General features: G+C 39.5%; 16 protein-coding genes. 3 read left to right on the top strand and 13 right to left on the bottom strand.

Annotated features, from left to right (window positions below; translation table 11 throughout):
* Nucleotides 1–43: 43 nt before the first annotated feature.
* The 9 genes from FBB35_RS20925 to FBB35_RS20885 form a co-directional block, all read right to left on the bottom strand.
* Complete coding sequence (locus FBB35_RS20925) at nt 44–2,428, bottom strand: ATP-binding protein (protein ID WP_174711242.1); 2,385 nt, start codon at nt 2,426–2,428, stop codon at nt 44–46.
* A gap of 5 nt (nt 2,429–2,433) precedes the next feature.
* Nucleotides 2,434–2,958 (bottom strand): Rab family GTPase, encoded by a 525-nt coding sequence (locus FBB35_RS20920; RefSeq protein ID WP_174711241.1) that lies wholly within the window; start codon nt 2,956–2,958, stop codon nt 2,434–2,436.
* A 56-nt stretch (nt 2,959–3,014) separates the two neighbouring features.
* Nucleotides 3,015–5,204 carry an OmpA family protein gene (locus FBB35_RS20915; RefSeq protein ID WP_174711240.1) on the bottom strand — a complete coding sequence of 730 codons (2,190 nt, stop codon included), beginning with the start codon at nt 5,202–5,204 and terminating at the stop codon, nt 3,015–3,017.
* 96 nt (nt 5,205–5,300) lie between these two features.
* Entirely contained in the window at nt 5,301–5,957 is a 657-nt protein-coding gene (locus FBB35_RS20910; protein ID WP_174711239.1) for a hypothetical protein, read from the bottom strand.
* Nucleotides 5,958–6,217: 260 nt separating this feature from the next.
* The gene (locus tag FBB35_RS20905; protein ID WP_174711238.1) at nt 6,218–10,912 is read right to left on the bottom strand and encodes a response regulator; all 4,695 of its coding nucleotides are present in this window, start codon (nt 10,910–10,912) and stop codon (nt 6,218–6,220) included.
* A 22-nt stretch (nt 10,913–10,934) separates the two neighbouring features.
* On the bottom strand, nt 10,935–12,203 hold the full coding sequence (locus tag FBB35_RS20900) for a hypothetical protein (RefSeq protein ID WP_174711237.1): 1,269 nt from the start codon (nt 12,201–12,203) through the stop codon (nt 10,935–10,937).
* 491 nt (nt 12,204–12,694) lie between these two features.
* Complete coding sequence (locus tag FBB35_RS20895) at nt 12,695–12,907, bottom strand: ribbon-helix-helix protein, CopG family (RefSeq protein WP_174711236.1); 213 nt, start codon at nt 12,905–12,907, stop codon at nt 12,695–12,697.
* Nucleotides 12,908–12,957: 50 nt separating this feature from the next.
* Entirely contained in the window at nt 12,958–13,638 is a 681-nt protein-coding gene (locus FBB35_RS20890) for a response regulator transcription factor (RefSeq protein WP_012408377.1), read from the bottom strand.
* A 41-nt stretch (nt 13,639–13,679) separates the two neighbouring features.
* A complete protein-coding gene (locus FBB35_RS20885) occupies nt 13,680–14,105 on the bottom strand; it encodes a heavy metal-responsive transcriptional regulator (RefSeq protein WP_012408378.1) in 426 nt (141 codons plus the stop codon).
* A gap of 350 nt (nt 14,106–14,455) precedes the next feature.
* Between FBB35_RS20885 and FBB35_RS20880 the strand changes: the two genes are divergently transcribed.
* The gene (locus FBB35_RS20880) at nt 14,456–15,544 is read left to right on the top strand and encodes an aromatic ring-hydroxylating dioxygenase subunit alpha (RefSeq protein ID WP_174711235.1); all 1,089 of its coding nucleotides are present in this window, start codon (nt 14,456–14,458) and stop codon (nt 15,542–15,544) included.
* 359 nt (nt 15,545–15,903) lie between these two features.
* Here the strand turns inward: FBB35_RS20880 and FBB35_RS35545 are convergent, their stop codons facing one another.
* The gene (locus tag FBB35_RS35545) at nt 15,904–16,038 is read right to left on the bottom strand and encodes a hypothetical protein (protein WP_302480921.1); all 135 of its coding nucleotides are present in this window, start codon (nt 16,036–16,038) and stop codon (nt 15,904–15,906) included.
* Nucleotides 16,039–16,054: 16 nt separating this feature from the next.
* Between FBB35_RS35545 and FBB35_RS20875 the strand changes: the two genes are divergently transcribed.
* On the top strand, nt 16,055–16,198 hold the full coding sequence (locus FBB35_RS20875) for a hypothetical protein (RefSeq protein ID WP_174711234.1): 144 nt from the start codon (nt 16,055–16,057) through the stop codon (nt 16,196–16,198).
* A 104-nt stretch (nt 16,199–16,302) separates the two neighbouring features.
* Here the strand turns inward: FBB35_RS20875 and FBB35_RS20870 are convergent, their stop codons facing one another.
* Nucleotides 16,303–16,980: a hypothetical protein gene (locus tag FBB35_RS20870; protein ID WP_174711233.1), complete on the bottom strand. Its 678-nt coding sequence runs from the start codon at nt 16,978–16,980 to the stop codon at nt 16,303–16,305.
* Between the two features lie 95 nt (nt 16,981–17,075).
* Nucleotides 17,076–19,070, bottom strand: coding sequence for a heavy metal translocating P-type ATPase (locus FBB35_RS20865; protein ID WP_174711232.1), 1,995 nt, complete (start codon nt 19,068–19,070; stop codon nt 17,076–17,078).
* Nucleotides 19,071–19,525: 455 nt separating this feature from the next.
* Here FBB35_RS20865 and FBB35_RS20860 point away from each other — a divergent pair, with 455 nt between their 5' ends.
* Nucleotides 19,526–19,909, top strand: coding sequence for a hypothetical protein (locus FBB35_RS20860; protein ID WP_174711231.1), 384 nt, complete (start codon nt 19,526–19,528; stop codon nt 19,907–19,909).
* 235 nt (nt 19,910–20,144) lie between these two features.
* Here FBB35_RS20860 and FBB35_RS20855 read toward each other — a convergent pair whose 3' ends face one another.
* The gene (locus FBB35_RS20855) at nt 20,145–22,823 is read right to left on the bottom strand and encodes an RNA helicase (protein WP_174711230.1); all 2,679 of its coding nucleotides are present in this window, start codon (nt 22,821–22,823) and stop codon (nt 20,145–20,147) included.
* Between the last annotated feature and the right edge of the window lie 99 nt (nt 22,824–22,922).

Below are 22,922 nucleotides of genomic sequence, written 5' to 3'. Positions count from 1 at the left end.
AAAAAATCCAAGCTTGAAATTGACGTTATATTTTATACCATAACTATCTCGTGATTAAAAACTCTTGGATACATTTAACAAACTCTTCTAACTCTGATATTAAGTGAGTAGTACCTCGACGTTCTTGATTTATCGCTAATTGTTCTAACTTTTGTGCTGTTAAATGCATGGTTGTAGCTCCAACATTGGCACTAGCACCCTTAATTTGATGGGTTTGGAGCGCTAGTTGCTCATAGTCACTATCTGTGATCGCTATTTTAATTAGCTCTAAACGAGGTTGCATATCTTCAACAAATATTTGCAGTAGTTCCAATTCAAATTCTGGGTTGTTTTCCGAGAGTTGATGCAAGCGTTCCCAATCAATTGGAAGGTCAACTGAACCGACATCTGTTGTAGAAATTGTCTTCTCCAAAGCATCTGTTTCTCTTGCCCTGAATATCACACTTCCCCAATGTTCTAGCACCGCAGCTAATTTTTCTTTGATTACTGGCTTGCTCAGATAGTCGTTCATTCCTGCATCTATACACATTTGTTGATCTTCTTTCATCGCATTAGCTGTCATTGCAATTACTACAGGGCGACGACTACTGACAAAGCTGCTTTCTTGCCAACGATGAATTTCTTTTGTAGTTTCTAAACCGTTGAGAACTGGCATTTGGCAATCCATCAGAATTAAATCGTAGGGGATTTTTTCTAATAGCTGCAAAACTTCTTTCCCATTAGCAGCAACATCAGCGCTATAACCCAGACTTTTGAGTTGTTTCAAGGCTATTTTTTGATTCACTTGATTATCCTCAGTTAAGAGAATTCTTAATTTATAGAAGTCAGGAGACTGAGAAGAAGAAACAGGGACGCTTTTACACGGGGACAATAAAAATAATTGCTGATTCTTAACTTCTGACTCCTTTGGAATAACAGAAGTGGTAATCGTAAAGTAAAATGTACTACCTACAGTAAGCTCACTTTCAACCCAAATTCTGCCACCCATTAACTCGCACAGTTGCTTGCAGATAGCAAGACCTAACCCAGTACCCCCATACTGCCGAGTAATAGAGGAGTTAACTTGACTGAAGGCTTTAAATAAACGTTCAAGGCGATCGCGTGGAATTCCGATGCCTGTATCTTTAACACTAAACTGAATTTCATCAGTATTTGCGATAGAAGAATGATTAATATCGCTATTCTTGCGGGTTAGAACTGAAACTTCTATGCTCCCCCCAGTTTCAGTAAATTTAATAGCATTACTGAGTAAATTAATCAATATTTGGCGCAGTCTGGTGATATCTCCCACAATTGTAGTAGGAAGTTCAGGAGTATCTAAAAATGTCAATTTTAAACCTTTTTCTGTAGCTGTAGGCGCAAGCATATAAAGAGCTTCATGAATGCAATTTCGCAAGGAAAAAGGTTCCTCTTCAAATTCCAGATTCCCCGATTGTATTTTGGAGAAGTCAAGGAAATCGTTAATAATTTTGAGTAATGAATTTCCACTTGTGTAAATGGTTTCAACGAAATCTTGCTGTTCATCAGTCAATTCAGTATATAGCAACAAACTGGCTATACCAATTACCGATGAAATTGGAGTCCGCACCTCATGGCTAATCATGGCTAAGAATTCTTGTTTAGCAAGTTCCGCTTGCTTCCGTTCAGTCATGTCTCGCAAAATGTAAACATAACCTTGAAAATGTTCAATTTCTGTCTTCACTATTGAGGATGAAAAAGCTACAGGAATTGTTTTACCACTTTTAGTATAACAAACGCTTTCTACCTCTTGTTCTAAAGAGTTTATATCTTGATTATGTGTATTAATACTTTCAGTATCCTTAATTATCAATTGATAGTTGCTAACTTCTTTAATAACTTTTGTAATATGTTGACCGATGAGTTCTATTTCGTTATATTGCAATAAAATTTGTGCAGCATAATTTATTTTTTTTATCTCGCCTGATAGTGTTGTCACTAACAACGCGTCTGCCATTGATGTCACAATTTGGTCAATATATTGTTTGGAAGCCTTTAGGTTACGTAATAAAAGATTTGCTTCATTTGCACCTTGAAACAAAGATTGCTCAAGAACCATCCGTTCTGTTGAATCTTCGATAATAATGATTATTCTATTGCTATAATGGTCTTCTTGGAGGTTATTAGTAATACGAATATCAATATATAAAGGAGAAGCCGTATCTTGCGATCGCATAATTCCCTTTAATTCAAAATTATCTTGATCGCCCTGTAGAATTGCATCAAAAATATCTTCAATTCCCTCTAATTCTGGAAATATAATCCGGACATCCTGACCTGGCTTCACTTCATTATGAATATTGGCAAAATGATTTATTCCTAAAGACATCTCTCGAATCTTCAAGTTTTCATCAATTATCAAATATTCAATACCACATATAGATAATAGCTTTGCCAACAATGATTTCATCTTAATTAAATTAAACGATTAGCTAAAGATTGAAATATTTTATCAACATTATTGCCAGTTTTTGCTGAAGTTATATATGTATCTAATATATTAACTTGATTAGTGAATTGATACGTTGTCCGAATGCTTTCTAAATACTCAGATGCGATCATATCTGATTTGTTCAGTGCAACAACAATATAGCTTTTAGGATTAACAGCTAAAAAAGTTTGAATATGTTTCTGGATATGAGCGAGCGTATCTGCTTGTGTTACATCACCAACTATCACAGCACCTTTAGAACCTTGAAAATAATTGTTAGCAACTGCCTTAAACTTATTACTGCCTTCAATATCCCAAATTATTAACTGTAAGTTTTCTTTAATAAGTAAGTCTTTTTCAGAAACACTAACCAATTTTCGAGAAATTTTCACTCCTACAGTTGAAAGATATTCGTCACTAAATTGACACTCCACAAATTGGCGAATTAGACTAGTTTTACCAACCCCAAAATCACCAAATAAGCATATTTTTTTAGAAATTGTAGACATAGTTAAGAAAAAGTAGAGAATATTTTATCCGAATCATAGCTACTATAAACTTAAAATTACTTGTTTATCGCTTCTAGAGTGACACAGCGGCTTAACCACAATGGGTGAGTGACATCAATTCCATCTGGTAAATTTGTCCTACCAATGATCTGTAGGTGAGATGGCTCAATACCTAATTTAATCAGTGCTTGTTGTACAGATTTTGCTCGCGCCAAGGCCAATTTTTGAGATTTATTCACGCCAGTACGGTCATAACTATAACCAATAATTTTTAAATGTTTATTTGGGTGCTGGTTGAGGAAAAACCTGACCTGTTGAATCTTATCTGCTGTATCTGCTTTCATTAAACTGGCTGAGTCGGGTTGAAAGTAAAATCGAACTTCGATCTGTGGGGGTTGTACTCGCACCGCGCTAGACATAGATTTTACGCCTGGAATTTGTTCAAACGCATTAGCAATAATCTGAGCATCTGCAATTCGGTTCACAGTTCCTTCAATAGTTACTTTACCAGCAATGTATTGAGCGGAAATTGCTATATCGTCAGCTTGATTTAAAACTGCTGTGACTCGTTTGACTTCAGCAGCAGCTAATACAGGATCTGCTGGTACTTCTACTAATAAAATTTGATTGTCAATCAACCAATTAGGAGAGGTTATTTTGACAATTTGCTCGGCTTTCTGACGAAGAAGTGGATTAGGCAATCGTCCTGTTAATTTTATTTTATTGTGTTCTACTTGTACAGAGAGCCGATATACGGCTAGTTCGGGAACAGAAGTTAGAGCCAACAAAGTTTGATTTTCAATGGAACTTATAACTCCACTATGGTATTGCCAAATGCCCCAAGGAATGAAAATGGCACTGATTACTGTTAAACCTAATACTAGTATTGGTGAAACTTTTGTTTTCTTTTTCTCCTGAATACCTAAATTTTTTAGTTCTTCTAGAAGTGTATGAACTTCAAAAGGAATTGAATCTGGATCGCCGTCAAACTTTTCAATTAAATCACCATATTCTTTAACTATTTTGCTGAAAACCTGCCGCATTTTCCAAATAAACTTTTTGCTTGGCTCTCCTCGCACAACAATCGCTAAATAACAGTATCCTGCAACTTCTAAAATTATTTTTGATGTCCCATATTCAATTGCATCTAATTCTGTTATACTTCCTGATTGATTGATGCAATCATTGGCGAAGCTGCGAATTGCTGTCAGCATTCCTGCTACCATCTCAGCCTCTAGCTTCTCTACATCAGAGTGCTGAATATCTGAAATAATTAAACCAGATGCTTTATGAATCAAAAAAATGGCTTGAATGGTAAATGGCAGAGCTTCTTTAAGAATTAATTCTGCTTCCGAAACTCCCTGTAGCTTGGCACGAATTTTACGTTTGATCCCTTCAACGCTAAGGGTTTCTTCAACTTGTCGGTTAATGGCACGGATTGTCTCTGCCATATATTTGGCTATGGTACTACCAATAATTGGGTAGAGTGCATCAACCACAATATTCTGTTCAATTTCAATTTGCTTTTTTATGGCTCGTCCTATTGCCGGAGCGATCGCATCTGAAACTTCTTCTGGAGCAACAATAATCTGCTGAGTAATAGCCAGAGGAATAACAGGTGCGATCGCTGCACTCATACTACTTTTCTCCTGTTCAGTTCGACCGTGAATAGCCCGATCAATAATCGGAGCAATAATCTGTGCAATTTCCTCTTTTGATTCTGCAATTTTCAGCCTTAAAAGCTCAGAAATACAAGGTAGTAGTAGATTTATTAGCTCTTTAGGGTCGTAAATTTGATGCTCTATGTTTATGAATTTTTGTTCAATTTTAGATATAGTCTTGTTTATTTCTGATATATCATATCCGACCAATATATCTTTTAATTTTTGCAATGCATCCTCTGAGTTATCTATCTTTTCCTCAAAAATTGTAAATATTTCAATATTTTTTTCTAATTCTTCTTCGATATCTTTTGATAAATTCGATATATCTTGAGGAAAATTAAAAGTCGGCTCTAAATAAGGTATACATGTTTCTAATGTTACCGGAGTAAGTTGCAATACTTCAATTTTTTCTATAATCAATTCATTACTATAATCATTTTCTAATGGTAATGAAGAAAAAGATTGCTCAGGTGATTCGATAATTTTGAGTTCAACTAGTAGATGCACTAAATTATCAAGATGTACAGTTTCTTCTGGCTTTAACTCAACAGATTGAGAAATCGAATTTTCCACCTGAGTCATCCTTTTAAGAGTGCTGTTAGCGGGGCGTTTAGCCCATACTGAGTTAGGAGTTATTATGTTATTATCTCCCTCATCTATCCTTGCCTTCTGACTTGATTAGGAATGTAATTCTGCGGTACTGTTAGCGTGAGTTAACACTTTTGAGAACTTTGTAGTTTCTAGAAGTGGTACAGCAGTATAGTCTTCGTTAATTTCATCAGCGGCTTCTCGTAATTTAGGAATAAATTCAGTTTCTTTCAGGCGCATTCCTAAAGCAAACAAAGTTTCAGCCATATCGTCTTTAGAAACTTTAGTGTCTGTCAACTGCGAAAAGCGTCGATCTATTTCTTCTAAAATCAGATCCCGTAATACCGTGACATCATCTTGTAATTTGACTTTAGTTTGAAAGATTTCATCTCGAATCGAGGTAGTTTGGCTATCTAGGGTTTCATCAAGAGACTGAACGCTGCTAGAGAATTTTTTGTTAAGTCTATCAACCTGTTGGCGTAAGTCAAGAGTTTCTTCTTGAGTTGTCAGGTTGAGTGACTTCAGCTTTTTATCCAGTGCTTCAAATCCTGCTTTTAGTTCAGCCGAAAAGTTTGACTTGAGTTGATCGATATGCGATCGCATCTGTTGTTGCAACAGAGATATATCTGACTCCAGCTTGCTAAATCGATTTTCGTACTCTCTTAGCTGTGTTCCCAAAATAATATCGCGGATTTGATCGATATTACCAAGCCGTTCTCGTACATCGTCTCTACTCATCTGACTCATCAGAAAAACCTCGCTTTTTGGTAATCTATTGGGGATAGGGGTGATGAATTTAACTGAAATTTAGGCTAAAAATTTTTAGCTTATGATTGTAGCTAACTCACCGAACCTACTTTTAGTAGATCAAATTTATTATTCCCAATTGTTCGCAAGTTCTATCTTGAAAATAGTAAATTGGTAATGAAAAATGAAAAATAAATATTTTTCATGATTACTCAGAAAAAATCGTCGCTGTTAATTTATTAATAAATATTATGATTTTTTTAGCTTTTGGTGTTACTATTTTTACAGTTCAAAAAATCTTGGATGTGTTTAACAAACTCTTCTAACTCTGAGATTAAGTGAGTAGTACCTCGGCGCTCTTGATTTATTGCTAATTTTTCTAGCTTTTGTGCTGCTAGATGCATTGTTGTAGCTCCAACATTGGCACTAGCACCTTTAATTTGATGGGTTTGGAGTGCTAGTTGCTCAAAGTCATGGGTTGCGATCGCTATTTTAATGATCTCCAAACGAGGTTGCATATCTTCAACAAATATTTGCAGTAGTTCTAATTCAAATTCTGGGTTGTTTTCCGAGAGTTGATGCAAGCGTTCCCAATCAATTGGGAGGTCAACTGACCCTACATCTGTTTTAGAAACTTTCTGCTCTAAAACATATATTTCTTTTGCCTTGAATATCACACTTCCCCAACGCTGTAGAACCGCCGCCAATTTTTCTTTGATTACTGGTTTGCTCAGATAGTCGTCCATTCCTGCATCTATACACATTTGTTGATCTTCTTTCATCGCATTAGCTGTCATCGCAATTACTACAGGGCGACGACTATTGACAAAGCTACTTTCTTGCCAACGATGAATTTCTTTTGTAGTTTCTAAACCGTCGAGAACTGGCATTTGGCAATCCATCAAAATTAAATCGTAGGGAATTTTTTCTAAGAGTTGCAAAACTTCTTTCCCATTACCAGCGACATCAGCACCATAACCCAGGTTTTGAAGTTGCTTCAAAGCTACTTTCTGATTCACTAGATTATCTTCAGCTAAAAGAATTCTTAATTTATGGGAGTCACGAGTCGGGAAGCGTGAGCTAGGAGAATGATCGTTGATGTTGTTTTTGTAATTTTTTAGTTTTAACTCTTGACTTCTGACTTCTATCTCCTCCTTTATCTGCGTTCCTAAGATAGTCATGATGGTATCGAAGAGTCGTGACGGCTTAACAGGTTTGACCAAATAAGCCGCAAATCCTATTTTTAGCGCTCGTTGGATTTCATCGCGTTGATTAGTAGAGGTAAGCATAATCAAAGGTAGCCTAGCGATCGCTGAATTTGCTTTAATTTGCTCTCCCAAGGTCATGCCATCTATTTCTGGCATCTGCATATCAATCACAGCAATGTCATAGAGATTTTTTTGCTTGGCAGCCTCCTCAATAGCTTTGAGGGCAATAGTAGCCGAAGCAGCCTGATCTACTAACATTCCCCAACGCGTAGCTTGATGGTGGATAATTTTGCGATTAGTAGCATTGTCATCCACCACTAACAAGCGCCGATTAGTCAGAAGTTCGCGTTCGCTTTCTGAGGAAATAGGGTGAAGTTGCTGGGCAAGAGTTACTTCAAACCAAAATTTAGATCCTTTACCCAATCGACTTTCTACGCCAATTTCTCCTCCCATCAAGCTTACCAGTTGCTTGCAGATGGCTAATCCCAAACCTGTGCCGCCATACTTGCGGGTGGTGGAAGCATCTACTTGGGTGAATGGGGTAAAGAGTTTGCATTGGTCTTCAGAGGTAATGCCAAGACCGGTATCTGTGATGGCAAAATAAATGGTGGCTGTAGTAGAGGAAAGCGAACGCAATTCTGCTCGGACTACTACCTCTCCATTGCTGGTGAACTTGATCGCATTACTGATCAGGTTCATCAGAATTTGCCGGAGGCGGCCAGCATCACCTTGGAGTTGGGTGGGAACGTTGGGATAGATTAACGCTGCAATTTCTAATCCTTTATTATGGGCTGAGGGAGCTAATAATTCCAACACTTCTTCTAGACAGGAAGATAAGTCAAAATCTAGAGTTTCTAGTGCCATTTCCCCAGCCTCAAGTTTGGACAAATCCAAAATTTCGTTGATGAGGCTTAAAAGAGCATCTCCACTAATGCGAATAGTTTCGATAAAATCCTGTTGCTCTGAGTTTAGGGGAGTTTCTAACATTAAGCCTGTCATCCCCAACACAGCATTCATTGGAGTCCGAATTTCATGACTCATGTTTGCTAAAAAGGCACTTTTGGTTTTAGAAGCTAATTCAGCTTGATGACGAGCAACCTCAAGTTCTCTTCGCTGTTGAGTTTCTGCATATAACATTTGGCCTTGAGCTAAGGCAATACCTACTTGATCGGCTATTTGTCGTAAAAGATGAGTTTCAAAACTAGACCACTGGCGGGAACTGCCACACTGATGGACAATCAGCAAACCGCAGAGTTCTTCTTTGACAAGAATAGGTATGACTAAATTGGATTTGACCCCAAATTGTTGCAGTAATTCTATATGTCTTTTTTGAATTTCCACTATATCTAAGTCAGCAAGCTCTAGATTCCGTTTTTGACGATATTGCTGTAGATAGTACTGTTGTGTATATTCCGCTTGAAAATAAGAATCAGTGAGTTTGTTCTCTTTAATTGTCAACCAGCCAGAAACTACTGCCTCAACCACAGTACTTCCAGATCCATCTGTCAAAGGTTGATAAATCAAAACTCGATCGCTATGGAGAATTTTTTGTACCTCCGTAACACTGACTTGGAGAATTTCTTTGATTTGCAAAGACTGACGAATCTTGAGGGTGATTTCAGTAAATAGTTGCGATCGCAAATTTTGGCGTTGGAGTTCTTCTTCTGCCTGCTTGCGCTCAATAAACTGCCCTACTTGCTCACCAATAGAATTCATAACTTTTGCCAAATCTGGGTCAGGTTGCTGGATTTCATGGCTAAAGCAGGTAATGACACCAAGAATGTTTTTACCACTATGGATCGGAAAACCAAAAGCTCCGTGCAGTTCTGCTTGGGCAGCCATTTGAGAGCGGATGAAATCTTTGTCTTTAACTACATCAGTCATCCAAACAGGTTCAGCACTCTCCCAGACACGACCAGGTAGGCCAATTCCTGGTGCAAAGGTGGTCTGCTGACTAAGGATGTCAAATTCTTGCATTTTTGAAGATATTTTATACCATGAATTAAGTAAAAACAGTAGATTCAGTTGTTGATTTACCATCCAAATTTCACTTAAATCCCATTCCAAACTCTCGCAGATTCCTTGCAGGATTTGGGGCATAGCTTCACTGATTGTAGTTGACTCTGCTAAGACGCGCGTTGTAGAATACTGGGCTTTGAGGTGCTGTTCTGCTCGTTTGCGTAAACGAAGCTCGTCGTAGGCATCGCTAATGTCAATACCTGTGGCCACAATATATTCAACGCAACCCTCATCGTCTTGCAAAGTAGCGTTAGCCCATGAAATCAACCGCCGACTACCATCCTTTGCTACCCAATGGTTCTCATATTCTTTGGGCACTTTACCATTTCGTAACTGCTCAAAAACTGCTTTAACAACTTCTACATCTTCAGGACTTAGAAACAAGTTCCAGAAATACCTTCCTCTCACCTCATCAAACGAGTAACCAGTTGTTTGTTCACAAGCTTGATTGAAGCGAACGATTTGCCCTTGTGTGTCCAGAACTATTACCAAAGCGCTAGCTGTATCAAGGACTGCTGAAATAAAGTTGCGTTCTCGGTTTAGGGTTTCCTCTGTTAATTTACGTTCTTTTACCTCACGATAAATGAAGTAGTAGACTATGGCCAGAGTGATAAAACTTAGGCAAATAGCGATCGCAAGTGTCAAAACCGTGTTGTTTGCACTGGCTTTTGCAGCTTGTGACTCCTGTTGAAGCAACCTTTTATCTTCATTTTCTATATCATGGATGACCTTGCGGATATCATCCATGATATATTTCCCTTGATTTGTCTGGATTACCTGCAACGCCGCTTCAAATCCTTGATTTTGACGCAGGTATATAGTCTGTTTGAGTATGGCAAATTTTGCAGCTATCAGAGATTCAAGGGCGGCAAACTGCTTTTGTTGGCTAGGTTGATCTGCGATTAAATCCTTCAGTTCTACAATTTTTTGATCGATGTTTGCGACTACTGCTAGATAAGGTTCCAGATAACTTTCTTGTCCAGTCAGGATATAACCGCGTTGTCCAGTTTCAGCATCCTTCATCTCGGACAGTAATTCTTCCAGTTTATTGATTTTTCCTTGGGTTTTTTGTACCTGATTACTAGCATCAATCAATATGCGTGTGTTTTGATAAGAAATCACGCCAATTAAAACTAAAATTACCGATGCTAACCCAAACCCTCCAGCGACTCTTTGAAAAAATTGTTTGCGTCCCTTATGTGCCTGTTTGCGTGTATGACTCGCCAATACCAAACTTGCTAGGTTACGCCGCATTTCTAATTGCTTGATTACCTGGCGACCGATAATTTGCAATGCTTCAACTTGTTCTGGGGAGAGGTTTCTTGGTACACGGTCAATTACACACAGTGTTCCGAGTGCATATCCTTCAGGGTTAGTTAGCGGTACACCAGCATAAAACCGAACATTTGGGTCAGAGGTGACAAACGGGTTTGTCGCAAATCTTTCGTCAAGTGTTGCATCAGGCACAACAAAAACTTCAGGTTGAACAATGGCATGGGCGCAGAATGCCAAATCTCGCGGTGTTTCTAGGGCTTCCATTCCAACTTTTGACTTGAACCACTGGCGATCGCTATCAATTAAACTGATTAAGGCAATAGGAGTGCCACAAATATATGAGGCTAAACGGGTGAGATCGTCAAAGGCAGCTTCCGAACGAGTATCAAGGATCTTATACTCTAAAAGAGATTCGATTCGCTGTATTTCGTTATCAGGTAATGGTGCTTTCATTCTTCAGCCTTATCAGTGACTACTAAAATTTGACCCGCAACTGTCCTGTCAAAGAATTACCACCATAGGCACTTCCCCCGGTTTCTTGGTTTCGGACATTACTAAAGCTATAGCCAATATCTGCCTCTATATTTGGTGAAACCTTTACCGTACAGCGTGTTTGATAGGTATTGGCGTTATCAAATTCTCCTTTAAGTCGCTGCTGTCCTAAGTTGGCAGCGAGGCGACAGCGTAAGAAATTAGCAATATCTCCTTCCCAAGCCACCTCAGCGTTGTAAACCAGAAAATCTGGTGGGGAAAAATAGCCACTTGTGCGTTCTAAATCGCGATCAAAATTCCAAGTGAATAAGTTAGCTGCCAGAGAAAATTGTCCGAACTTGCGTTCTAGCCGACTAAATGACTGCACCTCGGAATTCCCATCGTTGTAACTACCTAAACGCAATGATGAAAATAAGCTGGTATCACCGTCAATTTGCCAGTATAAATCAGGCCCAAATCGCCAAGCAGTAATTTGATTTTCTAAAGTTCGGGCATTTGATTTATAAGGGCCTTGTTCTAAATTACCTGATAGTACTACTACCGATAGCAATCGACCTGATGACGAAACTTGCGGTGTCGAAATGGGAGCCTCCACTTTAGCATTGAGATTGATCGCTGTAGGTAAACGATTGAAGACATCGACTCCAGCTGCTGTTTGCAGAGTCACGTGCCCAATTTTTCCTTGCCATCCAATTTGCAAGGGAAAATTCGTAATTGATTCAACACCGCGTTGTTCAAATAAGTTAAAACCTGTTTTCACAAATATTTTATTGCCATTACTCAATCGAAACTGAACCGTTGGTTCAAAAAAGAAATTGGTTTGGCCAAAGTTATCTGTGTCATAGCGATAGTCCGTATGAATGCTTTCCAAAACTGCATCTGGCGTTTTTAGTTCAGTGGAAGTTTTTGGTGGGCTAGAATTCTGCGGTGGTTCGGTGAAAGTTTTTGGTGGACTAGAATTTTGCGGGGGTTCGGGTAGCGCTGGCCGTAATTGCAAATCAGGATTGAAGTTTTCGGGTGCGGCCATCAAGATAGGTGTTGGCTCAGGATTGACTTTGGTGACTCCCTCAATCAATTCTGAAGGTGATTTCCAGGTCTGATGTGCTTGGGCAGCTTGTAACTTAGCTTCTGAGAATGTCCAAATACCTACGCTACAGATTACTCCCAATTGAATCTGTAGGCATCTCCAAATCAACCCAGTGTATGAACTATGTGGAGAAATAAAGAAATAAAGCATAAAATTATCTGCCATAGGTCAATACTATAGTTGTAAAAAACTTGCTGCCAAAGAGTTTTCTGACTGCTAGCTCATGTATTCAGCTTGGAATTATGATGCCCAAAATATATGCTTGTTAAGACATGGCAAAGAAAAAAGGCATTAATTTTATATATTTGCCCCTTGACTGTCTAGTTAGTATTTTTTTCAAGAGCGTCTTGCAATTTTTAATTAATAATTTTTAATTGGAGCGTACTCTTAGATAGAAGCAAGCAAGAGCGTCTTGTAGAGAAGCGACTTGAACGCTAAATGACCCATCTGGCAGCAACGAGAATAAACCCAGATTGCCCTAATACTTGTCGATTAAGGAGAAAAGGGGATAGGAAAAGTTTAAGGGTACAAGGGTAAGGGATGAATTTAAACCCTTACCCTTGTACCCTTAACCGAGAAGTATTACCTTGAGCCCTATTGGTAATTCAAGATAGCTAGCAGATTTTTGAGATTTGGCGAGATATTCTGGTGAATAGTTACTGTAATTTTGAGCCACTGCCAACTGTTGTTTTTGAGTCTGCTGTTGCCATTTCAGAGTTTTCAGTATTGTCAACCTCAAGAGATCGGAGTAATTCTCGAATTACGTCTGTTGCTGGCCTACCTGTCAAAGCACAGTAGTGTTCAAGTTTCTTCATTTCCTCAGCCGTGAGATTTACTGTTAGCCGTTTGACAGCCCATTTTTTATTCATGATCCTCTTTTTTCTTTAAAATTTTGCTTTTTGTCGAAATCACCAAGTCATTACGATTGTTCCCGTAGTGCATAGCCTACACCACGGACTGTATGAATCAAACGCTTTTCATTATTCTCTTCTAATTTGAGTCGCAAATAACGAATATATACTTCAATAATATTAGAATCACCCATGAAATCGTAACCCCAAACTTTCTCTAAAATTTGATCTCTAGTAAACACTTGACGGGGATGTGAAAGGAGATATTCTAATAAGTCAAACTCTTTTGCTGTTAACTCAATGCTTCGTTTTTCCCGAAAAACTTCACGAGTGCGACGATTTAAGCTTAAATCTTCAAATTGCAACAAATCTTCGGCTGTTTCTTGCGTACGGCGTAGATGGGCGCGAATTCTAGCTAGTAATTCCTCTATGCTGAAGGGCTTAACTACATAATCATCGGCTCCCGCATCTAATCCGGCAACGCGATCGCTCACTTCATCTTTTGCTGTCAATAAAATTACTGGTACTGTACTACCTGTTGCTCGCAAACGGCGACAAATTTCTAAACCTGTTAAACCTGGTAACATCCAATCCAGAATCGCTAAATCTGGCGATGAGTCTCGCGCTAGGGTGAGACCGGCAATCCCATCATGAGCTACACTTACTTGGTATCCTTCGCTACTTAGCTCTAATTCAACAAATCGTGCTAGTTTGACTTCATCTTCCACCAAAAGGATATGTGCTGTCATAAGTTTGCTCCTGCTGCCTCCTCTGTCTTCTTTTCTGTTTCTCAGCACTGAGGGATATTTTGAATAATGGGACAAATTGTATCTTCATACTGGTCGCCGATATTCTTCCAGCCTGAAAGTAATCCCTTTATTTCAGATCGCAAAGTTAACAACTGATCGATTTGGCGATCAATTTGCAAAAGCTTGTCCTGGAGCTTTTCTTTGATTTCACCACAGGGAGCTTGTCCTTGGTCATAGACCTGAAGAATATTTCCAATCTCCTCTAAGCTCAGACCAAGATTTTGTGCCCTTTTAATGAACGCTAGACGAGTCAGCACATCCAATGAAAACTGACGGAAGCCTCCCTCTGTTCGTCTTGATGATTTGATTAAACCTAAACTCTCGTAATAGCGAATTGTCCTGATAGGGATTCCGCTTATATCTGTTACCTGACCAATTAAAAGCAGTTTTGTCTCCTGAGTTAACACGGTAGATTTTCCCAAATATTGTAATTATTATTACATATTTATACTAATTTATTAATTCAGATTAGACTTTAGCCAAATCTTGGTGTCAGTAGTTGAAACTTTTATTTAATTAGAGATATTACTAAGTTTTGATTTTTCAGATATCTATTCATAATAAATATTGGCTGATACTATCTAATAATTAATTAGTATAATTTTAACATTTTGAATCTAATTTACTCAATGTTTTACTCCTCGATTTTTATCGATTTGTTGGGTGACTATTTCTCATGGTACTGAAAGTAACTGTTTTTTTTTAGTTCGCATGTTACTTCTAGATCAACTGCTTCACCTCAAGTGAAACCATAAAAATGAATCTCAACTCGCAGACTTCTAGCTCAACCCGTAAACCTAAAACTTTCAATAATCCAGAGCGTTTTATTGAAGGATGGTATTGGGTAATACCCTCTCAAAATCTGCGGGTGGGTGAAGTAAAACCTGTCACGATTTTGGGCAGAGAACTAGTGATTTACCGTGGTAAGGACAGAAGAGTAACTACCTTTGATGCCTACTGTCCCCACATGGGCGCTCATCTTGCTGAAGGCAAAGTTGAGGGTAATGCACTCCGTTGTTTCTTCCATCACTGGAAGTTTGATGCTGAAGGGATGTGTATTGATATCCCATGTTTAGATACGCCGCCTTCACTAAAGTTACAAACTTGGCCCACTGCTGAAAAGTACGGCATGATTTGGGTTTGGACTGGAGAAATACCACAACAACCCCTACCTTTTATTCCCGAATTAGAACAAAAAGAGTGTGATGTCGCTATCCATTCTCACTTTCTAATGAACTGTCACCCCAATGTGGTGATGATTAATGCGATTGATACTCAACATGTCAATACAGTCCATAAACTACCAATAGAAATTATTTTTGAAAGACAGGAACTGAACGAAAATGCAATTATCTTCAGTAACACTACACACATTAAAGAGAATTCATCTTTCATTAAACTCATCCGTCTTTTCTACAAAAATGCCATAACTTACAGTATTTGCTATTGGTACGGTAGCATTGGCATTGTGACACTTGGTCCCGATTTCTTCCATGTCCACACAATGTTTGCAGTTCGCCTCCATGAAGGTGGAAAAGCTGAAGGTCAAATCCTGTTAATTACTAAGAAACGTAAAGGATTTTTTGGTTGGTTATCCAATCGAGTGGTGTTATGGCTGACTAAGATTGCAGGTACATTTTTTCTCATGGGTGACATCAAGATTGTCCAAACAATTAAGTTTGATTTAAAAACTCCAATCAAAGCAGATCAGTCAATCATGCAGTTTATTAACTATGTTGAAAGGCAGCAATCTCTAATGTGGGGGACTTGGCAAGAAGCGCGATCGCGCGATGTAGAGAGCAAGCCTAAGCGTGAGAGATGGCAAGATACAACGAGTAATGACTAATATCATGTCTACATTGACCAAAATTCTGTTGAAGATTACAAAGCCATAGCTTGACAGAATAATTATTTGATGAGCAATTAAACGGACATATATGACAGCTAATAAAAGTTAAAAGTTCAACAAATTACTTTTAACTTTTAATTTATTTTTTACTGGGTTACTAAATTAATAAAAAGAAGTGGCAAAGCCACTTCCTAATTCCCAGGTAGAACCTAAGTTATGAGTATAACGACTACAAAAATTTGAAATAGTATAAACAAACACCAATTAGCTGAATATCTGTATTTTCCTTGTTTTCTGGGTGAGAAAATCGTAATTTCGATGCGCTAAATAACTGTATATTTACATAAGTCTCATGACTACAATGCAGACTCAAGTGTAACTTTTTCTGGTGGATAGGCAGTGTGATCGCTATCAATCAGTATATTTACTATAGCTCTTGCATCTTTGAGCGTGACAGATAAATCTGCATCTACGCTAATGGAGTAAGGCATAACCGTTGGTAAAGCTTTGGTTCGTCATACAGTGGGTGAAGAATGCGATCGCATCTTCACCAAACTTCCCCGATTGAAACTGCGATCGCAATTCCTCACTAACTGCTCAGATGCAATTATACGCATCCTGACTCAATTCTTAATTGGAACATCCCGATAGTTTATTCACTGGCCACAGTAATTTACTAGTTCTAAACTTAGTATAAAAAGTCGCTTCCAGATTCTTTCTGCACCATAGCAAGCAAACTGATGTTTAGCATACCACTACTCACTAGGATTCAATACAACGATAATTTCTGCTAGCCTAATTCCCAAAGGTTTCCAGTGACGATCGCTGGAGGAAAAAGTACCATCCCCTAACACTGCTTGGTAGTCATTGGGGAACTTTTCATAAGCATTGGGAGCAGCGTTTACTCGTAAAATGAGTTTGCCTTGATAACGGGATAATTTACTACTATCCAACAAGATAGTACCGCCGTAATCCCACTCCAATCCATAGAGCTTAAAGTCACCTAACTGCTTGCGTAACTCGCTCAACGGGGTTCCAACACCAATACCTTCGCGGGTTTTCCAAGCTGAACCCAGGTTACGCACATCTAGAGGTTTAGTACGAGTATTATCACTCCAAACTACCAAGAGCGATCGCCCCTGATTTAGATTTACCTGAGTAGCAGCGAAACTCCCTATTCCTTCAGCACCGGAAATGGTTTTATCAACGAGATGGGATATACCAAACAACTTCACTAAATCTTGCTTCGTGGTTGTGCGTGTTATTGGCCCTACTCGTTCGCCAGGAACAATCAAGGTGTTTGTTAATGGTTGCGATTTAGCAACAGTAATTGGATGATTGATTTTCTGGGGTAGTGCAAAAGCTGGATTTGCAGAATAGTTTAGTAATAAAGCTAAACTAGCTGTAGCAATGCCTGTGATTGATGAATTCATAGGTTCTATTCTTGGGTAGCAAAATATGAGTCAGAAGGACTCATAGTTTAACTGCTACAATTTCCCAATTACAGATTCCCGATTTTCCAAAATTTTTATTTCATCGCTCTAGTTGCATTTAAAATTGCCAGCAATGCTACTCCAACATCAGCAAAGACAGCTTCCCACATTGTCGCTATACCTAAAATACCTAATCCAATAAACACAGCTTTAATTGCTAACGCAAAGCCAATATTTTGCCAAACTATTTGCCTTGTTTTTCTGGCGATTTGTATTGCTTCTGCTACCTTTGACGGCGCATCTGTCATGATGACAATATCAGCAGTTTCAATGGCTGCATCTGAACCTAAGCCACCCATTGCCATCCCAACATCAGCTCTAGCAATCACTGGCGCATCATTAATACCATCCCCAACAAAGGCAACTTTACCATGCTTGTCGGCGGTGCTGAGTAATTTCTCAATGGCATTAACTTTTTCTTCTGGTAATAACTCGGCTTCGTAAGCATCTATGCCTAGCTGTTCGGCAATTCGGGAAGCGATCGCTTGATTATCTCCAGTCAACATTACTGTTCTTTGTACACCGATTCGCTTGAGTGCTTGAATAGCGTGTCTCGCATCTTCTTTCAGTTCATCAGCAATGACAATATAACCAGCGTAAATATTATCCACTGCTAAATGAACGACTGTTCCCTCTAGCTGGCAATTATCATGAGCAATATTCTCTCTATGGAGTAAGCGATCGCTTCCCGCTATCACTACCCTATTTTCAACCTTGGCTCTAATTCCATAGCCTGCAATCTCTTCATAATCTCTCACCTCAAATTCATCAATCTTTCCCCCATAAGCCTTAAGGATAGATTGAGCGATGGGATGATTTGAGCGCGATTCTACTTTGGCAGCTAATTGCAGCAATTCTGTTTCATTGTAGCCATTTAATGCTACTGTTTTTACTACTTTAAATACGCCTTTAGTTAACGTTCCAGTTTTATCAAATACAACTGTATTGACTGCATTTAGAGTATCTAAAAAAGTAGAGCCTTTAACCAAAATCCCCCGTTTAGCTGCACCTCCCACTCCTCCAAAGTAACCTAACGGAATACTGATAACGAGTCCACAAGGACAGGAAATAACTAGCAAAATTAAGGCACGATAAATCCATTCTGAAGAACTTGCACTAGAAATGAATAAAGGAGGTAATAAAGCAACTGCTAGAGATATAAAAACTACTATTGGCGTATAATATCGGGCAAATTTAGTAATAAATTTTTCTGTCTCTGCTTTTTTGCTTTTGGCATTTTGCACCAAGTCTAAAATCTTGGCAATAGCAGAGTCATCAAATAGTTTGGTGACTCTAATGCTGAGAACACCCATTTTATTTATCATCCCAGCCAAAACTATTTCACCCAGCCTCACTGTTCGCGGTACAGATTCTCCAGTTAATGCAGATGTATCAACTTGCGAATTTCCATCTATAATCTCACCATCCAAGGGAATCTTTTCCCCAGGTTTGACGACGATAATATCTCCAATATTTACTGTTTCTGGGCGGACTTTTTTTAGTTCCCCCTCGATTTGGATATTTGCATAGTCTGGACGGACTTCTAATAAGGCTTTGATGGAACTACGGGAACGACTAACGGCAAGATCCTGGAACAATTCGCCAATTTTATAAAATAGCATGACTCCAACAGCTTCGGGCAATTTATGAATTGCGATCGCCCCTAATGTCGCTACTGTCATCAAAAAAGTTTCGTCAAATAATCTACCTTTAAGTATATTGCGTCCAGCAGTTTTTAAAACACTCCATCCACTCAATAAATAGGCAGGGATGAAAAGCAGATATTCACCTATTGAGTAGAATGTATTATGTAATTGATTTTCAAAAATTACACCAGGCACATATAAACTTAAAATTGCTACCAAAGGCAATAGCTCATTTTTTAGATTGAATTCTCCACCATGATCGTGATTGTGGTCATGGTTATGATTCTCATCATGGGTATGATTATGAGCGTCGTTATGATTCTCATGATGATTGTGTTCACCATTGCAACAACCTGAAGATTCTGAATGTAGTTTTTGCTTCATCTTTTGTATTTAGGCTAGTAAATTACTTGGTATATGAGCCTTTTCCAAATGTAATAAAAAAAAGAGATTTTTACAAGTTGAACATTTAAGAATGAGAATCTATATCAATTTTATTGTTCAATACTAATGCTATCTTTTGGTTCAAATTAAGATTTTAAATCTTGTAAGGATAGCTATAGCAGTTATAATTTTTGTAGAATAATCTAAGATATAATTTTTGTTCGTAGTGAGCGATTTATCACTCTGCATAAGGTTTTAAAGGTCTTGATCCGCAAACTTCAAGCCTGTTTGACTGCTTAATTCTGCTATGACAACTACTTTGCGATCAAACTGGGTAAATATGGAACTTTCTTGAATAACAAGTGTCAAGCTAGCTATTCTTAGGGTAAACCCACTTGAAGTTTGAAAGTGAATCGAATACCCTAAGCTAGTAGACAATTTTCTCAAAAAAATCTATGAACAAAAAAATTCTTCTGAATTTGCTTTCAACTTCCTCAATCTTTGTATCGATGATGTCTACGCTGGTAGCATTTCATCCTGCCCATGCTAGTGGTAGTATTACACAGCGATTGATGCACACAGAAGATGGTCGTACTTGTATCACTAACCCACATGGTGGAAAAGATTTTGTGTGCATTCGAGATTCAGAGAGAAAGAAACCTTACACCTCATCTGCACGTTCCTCAACTATTGTCACATCAATATCAAATCAGAATGTTGCTATGTTGAACTTTACTGATGAAGAAAGTGATGCTGCAATCAGGGTATTTGGATGCGACTGTCCATTATGTATAAATTCTTTGCGTCAGTTGCAGGGTACTGGAAACTTGGTGTACTAAGGTTGAATAGCGCTTATAGCGACTACAACTTCTGTTAAATAGATGTGATTAATTACGTATAGCAGATATACGAAACAAAAAAAGCATTTTTAACTACGTACCACTACTATTAAATCTAAATTCATTCTTGGGGTGCTTTGTAGGGACAATTCATGAATTGCCCCTACAATGTCTAATTTTGAGTAAGTCCTGAAATAAAAAGACACATAGAACTCTGTAGCTAAGAGTGTCCTGTTTATTCAACCACTTCATTCACAGGGAATCTATCAATCAACTGCATCGCCCGATAAGCATTACGCTGAAAAGAGTCTGGCAGATGTGGAACGTGAGGTATTTGTGATAATAAATCCAACGTCCGGCGGAGAATTCTCACCACATCGCCTTCATCTAAGGTGGTGTTTTCGCAGAGTTCTGTCCACTCCATTCCGAGCGCCCATTGTTCTACTATGGCAATTAACTCAAACTCTAACCATATAGGTAGCGCTACGTTATACCGCCGTTGTAGTTGGAACATTTGGCGACGAATTCCCCGCAATTTTGCTAAGGCTTCTGCCACTTCATTACTAAGTTCAAAGTTAACCTTGCTATCTGGACGGGGTGTTTCCATCACCAAACCGGCGGCGGCGGCGGCTAAATGGTGGGGATCTAAGTTGTCCAATTCACCACTAGCGAATACCAAACCCAACCACAATTCATTCTCACCCCGAATGGCGGCAGCAATTCGCCCTAATTGTGTGGGCACTAAGTTATCTAAAGCGCCAAAGTGTTGCAAAATTAAGATTAAATTGAGAAATTCTTCCCAGTGACGTTGTGACTGTTGTTCTACTTGCCCTTGCAACTGTTCGAGTTCGGCTTCTAGTTCGACATATTTGGCGCGACGCTTGAAAAGGGTGGCAGCATTGCCTGATTGATGTAAGGGATGAGCTTCTAATTGCTCTTGGATGGCAGCAGTGCGACTGAGTTGTTCTGCTACTTCTGGTGCTAGATGCAAAGATTCTATCGGATTGGGAATACGCGTAGCGATCGCAAAAGTTTCTTCGTTACCACGGCGCGACTGTCCGGGCTTCAAGGGCATCTCTGGCGGTGGTAGTATATCCGGTGACACTTCAATTCGCGGCAGTTCAGCATACAAATCGACTACATCCCCTGTGGTTGCCACATACCAGCGATTATCATGCCCTAAGCATACCAAGTAAGGAGCTTGACCAGAACCCGGCGATTTTCCCACTAACACTGCGGTTACAGGTGAAGACACTGTGATGTTTTTGCCTTTGAGACTTAACAGAGTTCCTGACACTGCAAAGTCCAACATCATCCCCAGTTCTTCTTGTCTATCTTCCTGCGCTTGCTCTTGCAGGGTTTTTAATATCTGGCGTTCGACTTTCAGACGTTGCCGTAATTTCTCATAAATAGCCAGTTCATTTTCATCAACTGCGGCGATTTGCTCGTGAAGTTGAGCTAATTGTTTTTCTAGTTCGGCAATCTCATCGTATTCTGGCCTTAGATGCAAGGTGGCCATGTACTGTCCAAAACTGCGTTCTATCAGTTCCCTGGTTTGGTCTAGGGTGTGGGTTTGCAGCAAGTTGAGTACCATCCCATAACTGGGCGTAAACTGGCTTACGAGGGGGTCTGGCTTGGATGTTCCCAAATACGCGGCTTCTTTGGCCCCTTCAAAGGGAGTTTGGACTGTCACCACATGACCTTGTTTATCCATTCCCCGACGGCCTGCCCGTCCCGCCATTTGCAAGAATTCGGAAGCATTCAACAGGCGGTGTCCGGTGTCAGTCCGCTTGGAAAGGGTAGAAATTACCGTTGTCCGAGCGGGCATATTAATTCCCGCAGCCAGCGTCTCAGTGGCGAATACTACTTTAATCAGCCCTTGCTGAAATAGTTCTTCTACCAGTGCTTTCCATGCAGGTAGAATCCCGGCGTGGTGGGCAGCAATTCCCCGGTATAGAGGGGCAATTTGTCCAGAACGCCCAGCTTCGGGATTGCGGGCTAAAAAGTCATCAATTTGTTGCCGTAAAATCTGGGATTCTTCATTATTTACCAGCCATAAATCACCCACTTCAGCCACCGCTTTATCACATCCCCGGCGACTGAAAATGAAGTAAATAGCTGGTAGCATATCCCTTTGCTCTAACTGGCTCAATGTATAAATTATACCAGAAGCTTCTGGTCTACCACTTCTCCCCCTGTCCCTTTCTCCCCCTCTGCCCTTCTTCTTCTGAAGAAGACGGGGGTTAATTTTGGTTTTGCTATCATTCAACAGGGGAAATAACCCTTTGGGATTGCAAAAGTGAAATTCCAAGGGAACTGGGCGAAAATCAGAGTAAATCAGGTCTGTTGGGCCGTGAACGCGATTTAACCAATCGGTGAGTTGATCGCTATTAGCAACCGTTGCTGAGAGGGCTGCCAGTTGCACTTCACGGGGACAATAAATGATGGATTCTTCCCAAACTGTACCGCGCTGGCGATCGTTCATGTAGTGGCACTCATCAAGTATCACCGCTTCCACGTCTACTAATGAGATGCCGACTTGCCCGATAGGTGTGCCATAGAGCATATTTCGGAAAATTTCTGTGGTCATCACCAAAATCGGTGCATCCCTGTGAATGGAGGCATCTCCAGTTAACAGTCCGACTTGATCAAACCCGAATTTTTCTCGAAAGTCACGTAATTTTTGATTCGACAGCGCCTTTAGGGGAGTAGTATAAAATACACGTTTTCCTCGCGACAGGGCGCGATAAATGGCGTATTCCCCGACTAACGTTTTGCCCGAACCTGTGGGCGCACAAACGACTACGGAGCGTCCGGCGTTTAGGGACGCGATCGCTTCTTTTTGAAACTGATCTAGATCAAAGGGAAATATAGACCCTAAGTCAAGTTCTGGAGACGGCGCAGGATAATTCACTCAATCACATTTGCAACCAGATTGTTTACTATACTAACGAGTCTTTTGTCAACTTCGTTAGGGATTAGGTACTGGGCGTTGGGGATTGGGTACTGGGTA

The sequence above is a fragment of the Nostoc sp. TCL240-02 genome, assembly GCF_013343235.1.
GTDB lineage: Bacteria > Cyanobacteriota > Cyanobacteriia > Cyanobacteriales > Nostocaceae > Nostoc.
The sequence above is the reverse complement of the archived record's forward strand: the minus strand, read 5'-3'. Positions and strand labels throughout refer to the sequence as shown.

Coding starts and splice junctions, on each gene's coding strand:
- FBB35_RS20925 (WP_174711242.1), bottom strand. CDS start 2,428: ATGAAATCATTGTTGGCAAAGCTATTATCTATATGTGGTATTGAATAT.
- FBB35_RS20920 (WP_174711241.1), bottom strand. CDS start 2,958: ATGTCTACAATTTCTAAAAAAATATGCTTATTTGGTGATTTTGGGGTT.
- FBB35_RS20915 (WP_174711240.1), bottom strand. CDS start 5,204: ATGACTCAGGTGGAAAATTCGATTTCTCAATCTGTTGAGTTAAAGCCA.
- FBB35_RS20910 (WP_174711239.1), bottom strand. CDS start 5,957: ATGAGTCAGATGAGTAGAGACGATGTACGAGAACGGCTTGGTAATATC.
- FBB35_RS20905 (WP_174711238.1), bottom strand. CDS start 10,912: ATGAAAGCACCATTACCTGATAACGAAATACAGCGAATCGAATCTCTT.
- FBB35_RS20900 (WP_174711237.1), bottom strand. CDS start 12,203: ATGGCAGATAATTTTATGCTTTATTTCTTTATTTCTCCACATAGTTCA.
- FBB35_RS20895 (WP_174711236.1), bottom strand. CDS start 12,907: ATGAATAAAAAATGGGCTGTCAAACGGCTAACAGTAAATCTCACGGCT.
- FBB35_RS20890 (WP_012408377.1), bottom strand. CDS start 13,638: ATGACAGCACATATCCTTTTGGTGGAAGATGAAGTCAAACTAGCACGA.
- FBB35_RS20880 (WP_174711235.1), top strand. CDS start 14,456: ATGAATCTCAACTCGCAGACTTCTAGCTCAACCCGTAAACCTAAAACT.
- FBB35_RS35545 (WP_302480921.1), bottom strand. CDS start 16,038: ATGCCTTACTCCATTAGCGTAGATGCAGATTTATCTGTCACGCTCAAA.
- FBB35_RS20870 (WP_174711233.1), bottom strand. CDS start 16,980: ATGAATTCATCAATCACAGGCATTGCTACAGCTAGTTTAGCTTTATTA.
- FBB35_RS20865 (WP_174711232.1), bottom strand. CDS start 19,070: ATGAAGCAAAAACTACATTCAGAATCTTCAGGTTGTTGCAATGGTGAA.
- FBB35_RS20860 (WP_174711231.1), top strand. CDS start 19,526: ATGAACAAAAAAATTCTTCTGAATTTGCTTTCAACTTCCTCAATCTTT.